Annotated in this window: 9 protein-coding genes; 4 read left to right on the top strand and 5 right to left on the bottom strand. The window is 65.9% G+C overall.

Features of this window, described 5'->3' with window-relative positions; all coding sequences use genetic code 11:
• Nucleotides 1-374: 374 nt before the first annotated feature.
• From rpsN to rpmB, 3 genes are read right to left on the bottom strand one after another with little or no spacing between them, the layout of a single operon-like run.
• Nucleotides 375-680, bottom strand: a complete 306-nt coding sequence (gene rpsN / locus AC1DR1_RS16930) for a 30S ribosomal protein S14 (protein WP_026266887.1) — start codon at nucleotides 678-680, stop codon at nucleotides 375-377.
• A 4-nt stretch (nucleotides 681-684) separates the two neighbouring features.
• Entirely contained in the window at nucleotides 685-852 is a 168-nt protein-coding gene (gene rpmG / locus AC1DR1_RS16925; RefSeq protein ID WP_003798558.1) for a 50S ribosomal protein L33, read from the bottom strand.
• Nucleotides 852-1,088, bottom strand: coding sequence for a 50S ribosomal protein L28 (rpmB, locus tag AC1DR1_RS16920; protein WP_011693744.1), 237 nt, complete (start codon nucleotides 1,086-1,088; stop codon nucleotides 852-854). Before rpmB ends, rpmG begins: the two co-directional genes overlap by 1 nt.
• 505 nt (nucleotides 1,089-1,593) lie before the next feature.
• Here rpmB and AC1DR1_RS16915 point away from each other — a divergent pair.
• The 3 genes from AC1DR1_RS16915 to AC1DR1_RS16905 are packed head-to-tail and all read left to right on the top strand — an operon-like array spanning nucleotide 1,594 to nucleotide 4,329.
• A complete protein-coding gene (locus AC1DR1_RS16915) occupies nucleotides 1,594-3,036 on the top strand; it encodes a ferredoxin reductase family protein (RefSeq protein WP_229996068.1) in 1,443 nt (480 codons plus the stop codon).
• Nucleotides 3,033-3,536, top strand: a complete 504-nt coding sequence (locus tag AC1DR1_RS16910; RefSeq protein WP_476967531.1) for an FMN-binding protein — start codon at nucleotides 3,033-3,035, stop codon at nucleotides 3,534-3,536. The genes AC1DR1_RS16915 and AC1DR1_RS16910 overlap by 4 nt, the downstream gene beginning before the upstream one ends.
• Nucleotides 3,537-3,576: 40 nt before the next feature.
• On the top strand, nucleotides 3,577-4,329 hold the full coding sequence (locus tag AC1DR1_RS16905; protein WP_476967554.1) for an FAD:protein FMN transferase: 753 nt from the start codon (nucleotides 3,577-3,579) through the stop codon (nucleotides 4,327-4,329).
• A 9-nt stretch (nucleotides 4,330-4,338) separates the two neighbouring features.
• Here AC1DR1_RS16905 and AC1DR1_RS16900 read toward each other — a convergent pair whose 3' ends face one another.
• Nucleotides 4,339-5,100: an SGNH/GDSL hydrolase family protein gene (locus tag AC1DR1_RS16900; protein ID WP_476992935.1), complete on the bottom strand. Its 762-nt coding sequence runs from the start codon at nucleotides 5,098-5,100 to the stop codon at nucleotides 4,339-4,341.
• A 74-nt stretch (nucleotides 5,101-5,174) separates the two neighbouring features.
• Nucleotides 5,175-5,654 (bottom strand): MarR family winged helix-turn-helix transcriptional regulator, encoded by a 480-nt coding sequence (locus AC1DR1_RS16895; RefSeq protein WP_229996065.1) that lies wholly within the window; start codon nucleotides 5,652-5,654, stop codon nucleotides 5,175-5,177.
• Between the two features lie 103 nt (nucleotides 5,655-5,757).
• Here AC1DR1_RS16895 and AC1DR1_RS16890 point away from each other — a divergent pair, with 103 nt between their 5' ends.
• Entirely contained in the window at nucleotides 5,758-6,045 is a 288-nt protein-coding gene (locus AC1DR1_RS16890) for a YciI family protein (protein ID WP_229996064.1), read from the top strand.

Raw genomic sequence — 6,045 nt, 5'->3', positions numbered from 1 at the left:
CCCTCTCGGCGACTTAGAAAACAATACACCCACCCACGCCCCACCGCAACTCCACCCCACACACCCGCCCCACCACCCCAAAACCCCGCCACCACAGGCCACAACCACCCAAAAACACCCCAACACCCGCCCCGCCGCCCCAACCCGGAACTGTGCACTGCATCACCACAGCACCAACCGCAGCCAACAACACCGCCGCCGGCACCACCGAAAGAACACCCCCGCCGCTCGCGGCCAGGCCCCGCGGCCGGGCCCTCGATTGGCACCCAGGAATTCGCGCCCCGGCATTCGCTCCCAGGCGTTAAACGCAAGAAGGGCCGGCAACCAAACGGTTGCCGGCCCTTCTTCAAGCCACTGGCTTCAGGAGTGCTGAATTACCAGGAAGACTTTGTGATGCCCGGGAGCTCACCGCGGTGAGCCATGTCGCGGAAGCGAACACGGGAGATGCCGAACTTCTGGAAGGTACCGCGGGGACGGCCATCGATGATGTCGCGGTTACGCAGACGTACCGGAGAGGCGTTGCGGGGAAGCTTCTGCAGGCCGAGGCGAGCAGCTTCGCGTACTTCGTCGGTTGAGTTGGGATCAACCAGAGCCTTCTTCAGTTCGAGGCGCTTTGCAGCGTAACGCTCGACGATGACTTTACGCTGTTCGTTCTTAGCGATCATTGACTTCTTAGCCATGTGTTTAGCGCTCCTCTCGGAATTCGACGTGCTGGCGGATTTTGGGGTCGTACTTCTTCAGAACCAGGCGGTCCGGGTCGTTACGACGGTTCTTGCGCGTCACGTAGGTGTAGCCCGTGCCCGCGGTCGACTTCAGCTTGATGATCGGACGTACGTCCTTATCCTTTGCCATTAGAGCTTCACTCCTCGTGCCAGGATGGCGGCGACGACTACGTCAATGCCGCGTACGTCGATGGTCTTGATGCCACGAGCAGAGACCTGCAGCGTGACGTTGCGGCGCAGGGACGGAACCCAGTAGCGCTTCTTCTGGATGTTCGGGTCGAACCGGCGCTTGTTGCGACGGTGCGAGTGCGAAATGCTGTGTCCAAAGCCCGGCTCGGCTCCGGTCACCTGGCAGTGTGCTGCCATGACGACTCTCCTCAAAAAATAAATGAAACGGCTAACGGAGTTCCCGCTGACCGTGCGTTGGGCGGCGTCCGCATCCGGCTCCCGCCCCAATCACCGGGTCCGCGGGATTCAGGCAGACGGCGCAAACCGTCTGGTTTCCTCACTGCGGCGAAGATTGTGGGCCACGGGCACCTGACGATGGCGGTCCGTTGGACAGCCATTGCGAAGTGCCGGGATGCTGGGCGAATACAGGAATGCGCGCAACTTGAGCCCCTAACTACCGGCCTCCAAGACCGTCGATTTCTCTTCACGGGTCCTGCCAACCGGAGCAATTGCGCACGCTCCGCGCCACCTAGCGCCTACCAAGTCTACGAGTTCGGCGAATTAAAGACCAATCCGTCACTGAATGGTGTATAGGGCAGCAGCCGTCGGCCAGCCCGGGCAGTGGGCCGGAACCCTCCGAGGTCATATGCCCGACGAAGCAATTTCACAGCCAAATGATAGGCAGCGAGGCGATTCTGGGTCCATGAACACACAACTTCTGACGAGCCGACCCGAGGTTCGCCGCAGCTCCCGTGGCGCTGTGAACCCCTTCAGGGGGCAGCACCGGCGGCGGTTGCTGAGAGCGGATCTGCTGACGGTTCTTTTCTGGGCGTCCCTGGCGGGCGCCATCGCTTTGTGGCTGGCCGACGGCGGCATGGCCGGCTTCTCGACTCCAGCCGGCTCCTTCACCGCGTTGGGGATTGTGGCCGGCCTCGCCGGCATGGACCTGGTGCTTCTCATGCTGCTTCTGGCGGCCCGTATCCCGCTCATCGACCTCACAGTCGGCCACGACCGCGCCCTTGAGTTCCACCGCAAGCTGGGCAAGCCTGCCTTGTACCTGCTGCTCGCGCACGGGATCCTGATTGCGATCGGCTACGGCATGGCGGAAGGGCTGGATCCTGTCAGCGAGGCGGTTGCGCTGTGGGTCCTCGTGCCGGACATGTGGCTGGCCTACATTTCCATGCTCCTGTTCATCGCCGTCGTCGTCACCTCCCTGGTAGCCGTCCGACGGCGGTTTCCGTACGAATTCTGGTACGCCGTCCACCTCCTGACGTACGTGGCGGTCCTGACCGCGCTCCCCCACCAGTTCAGTGTGGGCGGCCTCTTTGCCGAAGGCACCTGGCAGCGCTGGTACTGGCTGGCACTGTGCATCGGAACCGGCGCCGCCCTGCTCTACTACCGGGTGGCCCAGCCGCTGGCAGCAACGTTCAGGCACCAGCTGACCGTCAGGCGGGTGGTACGGGTGGCCCCCGGAGTGGTGAGCATCGAGATGTCCGGCCTGCGCCTGGACCAGCTGGCAGGCAGCGGTGGCCGGTTCTTTATCTGGCGGTTTCTGGCTCCCGGACTGTGGTGGCACCCGCATCCGTTCAGCCTGTCCGCCGATCCCGTCAGTTTCGACGCCGCCGGCGAAGGGACGCTGAGGATCACGGTCCGCAACCTGGGCGCGGGTTCGGCCCAGCTCGCGTCACTCAGGCCCGGCACCAAGGTGGCGCTGGAGGGTCCGTACGGGCTGTTCAGCACGGCCGCGCGGAGCCGCAACCACGTGGTCATGGTCGGTGCCGGGATAGGCATTACCCCAATCCGTGCCCTGCTGGAGAGCACGCCATTCCAGCCCGGGAACGCCACTGTCATTCTCCGCGGCCACAGCGAATCCGAGCTTTACCTGGGCGAGGAAATCCTCGACCTCTGCCGGCAGCGGGGAGCCACGCTCTTCCATCTGACCGGCTCCCGCCCGGCCGGCGTCCGGACCTGGCTGCCGGAGAGTTCCGCGCGTGCCGGCCACCGGCTGGCCAGTTTTGACCCGCACGTCGCCGATGCAGATGTCTACGTCTGCGGGCCCGCCGCCTGGGCGCAAAGCGTGCTTGAGGACGCCCGCGCCGCCGGCGTCCGGGAAGACCAACTCCACTACGAAAGGTTCGACTGGTGAGAACCCGCGCAGCAGTTTCAGCAGCCCTGGCCTCCGCCGGCATCCTCATCGCAGGCTGGCAGTCGGGCGTCCACACGGCCGATACAAGCAGCTCCGTCGCGAGCGCGGCGACTGGCACCACCGGCGCCGAAGCGCTCGGCACGGACGACTCAACGGCTTCGTCCGGCTCGTCGGGCGCGGGCACTACAGGCGCCTCGGGCACCACGGGGGCCTCGGCCAAGGCAGTGGGGACGTACGCCGGCTCAGTCGTCCAGACCCGGTTCGGCTCCGTCCAGGTGCAGATCACCGTGCAGGCCGGAAAGATCACTGACGTCACGGCGCTCCAGCTGACCGATGCTGAACGCAAGTCCGTACAAATCAGCAACCGGGCGGCCCCGCTCCTGCGCGCCGAGGTGCTCCAATCCCAATCCGCGGACGTGCAGACCATCAGCGGTGCCACGGTGACTTCCGACGCGTACTTGAACTCCCTGCAGGCGGCCCTCGATGCAGCCAACCTCTGAGCTGGGCGGCTCTGCCCTGAAGGCCAGGACCTTTGGCTCCATGGGCACCGTCATCAGCCTGACCGTTCCTGCCGGGGCCGTTCCGGGAATAGCGGGGGACGGGGAGCGCGAACTCGACGCCACAGCTGCCGCCGTCGAACGGGTGTTTGCCCGCGCGGATGAGACATTCAGCCTGTACCGCCCCGATTCGGAGGCCAGCCGGCTAGCCCGCGGGGAGCTTTCTCTTCGGGACTCATCCGCCGGGATGCGGGATCGCTACGCCGAGGCGCTCAGCTGGCGGCTCATGACGGAGGGCTCATTCTCCCCGGAACGGCCCGACGGCGTGCTGGACCTTTCCGGGATCATCAAGGGCCACGCGATCGGGCAGGCCGGTGAGGCGCTGCGAAGCCGGGGGATGACTGATTGGTGCCTGAATGCCGGCGGTGATGTGCTGGTGATGGGCTCGCCCGTGCCAGGCAGCGGAGCTTCGTGGGCGGCCGGCATCGTTGATCCGCTGGACCGCTCGGCGCTGCTTTCCGCCTACGGACTGGGCGGGCCAGGCACCCGGCGGGCCCTTGCGACGTCGGGCTCGGCGGAGCGGGGTGACCACATCTGGACTGCGGGCTGCTGCGGAGTCGAGTTCACCCAGGTCTCCGTGGCCGCGGCAGACATTGTCACGGCCGATGTGCTCGCGACGGCGATCGTTGCGGGCGGGACCGCGATGCTGCACCGGGCCACTGACGGCTGGGACGTCGATGTGCTCGCCGTCCGCCGGACCGGGGAACTGCTCGCAACGCCGGGATTCCGCGCCTAGGTTGCCGTTCTAGACGTGGGTTAGCTGGCCGTACTTCGGCTCCAGGCCGTCGCCGGACGACTTGCCGGTGACGCGCCGGACAACCCACGGGCCGGCGAATTCGCGGACCCATCGGGCATTCGCACGGATGGCGTCCATGCGGCTCAGTTCAGGTACCGGAGTCATGGGCGGGACGTCTATCGAGTGCTCGTGGGCCAGGACCGTGAGGACGCGCTTGGCCATGTTCGCGTGGCCGGCGGCGGACATGTGCATCCGGTCCGTGGCCCACATGCCCCAGTCGTAGTACTCGCTGAAACGCCAGTAGTCGACCAGCAGGGCGCCGTGGTCCCCGGCGATGCCGCGAACCAGTTCGTTGTAGATGGCTGTGCGGCCGCGCATGGTGCCGAAAATTTTGGAGCCCCGTGCGTCGAAGCCGGTGAACATCACCACAGTGGCGCCGGTGGCCGTGAGCTTGCGGATCCCGGCGTCGTACTCGGCCAGCAGGTCATCGATGTCGACCTTGGGCCGGAGGATGTCGTTGGCGCCGGCGTAGATGCTGACCAGGGTGGGTTGGAGTGCGACGGCGGCATCCACCTGTTCGGCCATGATCTGGCGGAGTTTCCTGCCGCGGATGGCAAGGTTCGCGTACCCGAAGCCCGGATCGGCAGCGCCGAGCCCCTCTGCCACCCGGTCCGCCCAGCCCCGGACGCCGTTGGGCCGGGTGGGGTCGTCGTCGCCGACGCCTTCCGTAAAGGAGTCTCCAAGGGCTACATAGCGGGACGTGAAATCCATGGTTCAAGTCTGCCAGCAGTTGCCGCGAGCAACAAAGACGGGGCTGCCCGACGGCGGCGCAGTCAGCGTCGCGCTTAGCTGTCCCGCAGGATCCAGTGGTCGTCGTCGAGCCGGCCGACGATTTTTTCGCCGATCCGGGCCAGGTCCGCGACGTCCTGGGGGCTCAAGGCGTCGAGGAACAGCGACCGGACGGCCTCCACGTGGCCCGGGGCGAGCTTCACAATCGTCTCCATGCCGGCTTCGGTCAGGTGCGCCGTGGTGACGCGGGCGTCGCCGGGGTGCGGCCGGCGCTCAAGCCAGCCGCGGTTCTGCAGCTTGGTGACCACATGGGAGAGCCGGGACAGGGAGGCGCTGGTGCGCGCCGCGAGCTCACTCATGGGCAGGAAGCGCCCCTCGGCCTCGGAGAGCATCGCCAGCACGTTGTAGTCGAACAGGGAAAGCTTGCCCGCGGCATGGAGCTGGGTGTCCAGGGCTGCTGGCAGCATGGTGTTGATGCTGAGCTGGGCAAGCCAGGCCCGGCGTTCGTCGGCGTTGAGCCAGCGGGGTTCGGTCATGGCTACATTCTAGGAGACTGGAAGCTTGACGATTCAACTTCAGGCTGGGGAATTCCAGAAAAGTTCCCGCCTGTCCGCGGCCTGCTACCGGTAGGCTGGCCGCATGTACGTAGTCTCCCTGACATACAAGGTCCCCGACGACATTGTGGAGTTCCATCTTTCGGCGCACGTGACGTGGCTGCAGACGGCCTTCGACGAGGGTGTCTTCATGGTCGCTGGGCGCAAAATCCCCCGCACCGGCGGCCTGTTGCTCTCCAACGCGGACCGGGCCAGCCTTGACGCTTCCCTGGCCAAGGACCCTTTCTACGTCAATGGTGTGGCTGATTTCGAAGTCATGGAGTTCCACGCCAACAGGGTGGCTCCGGGCTACGAAAACCTGCTGGACAGCTGA

This window comes from Arthrobacter sp. P4_F10 (assembly GCF_056401435.1).
This window is presented reverse-complemented; position numbering and strand designations above follow the sequence as displayed.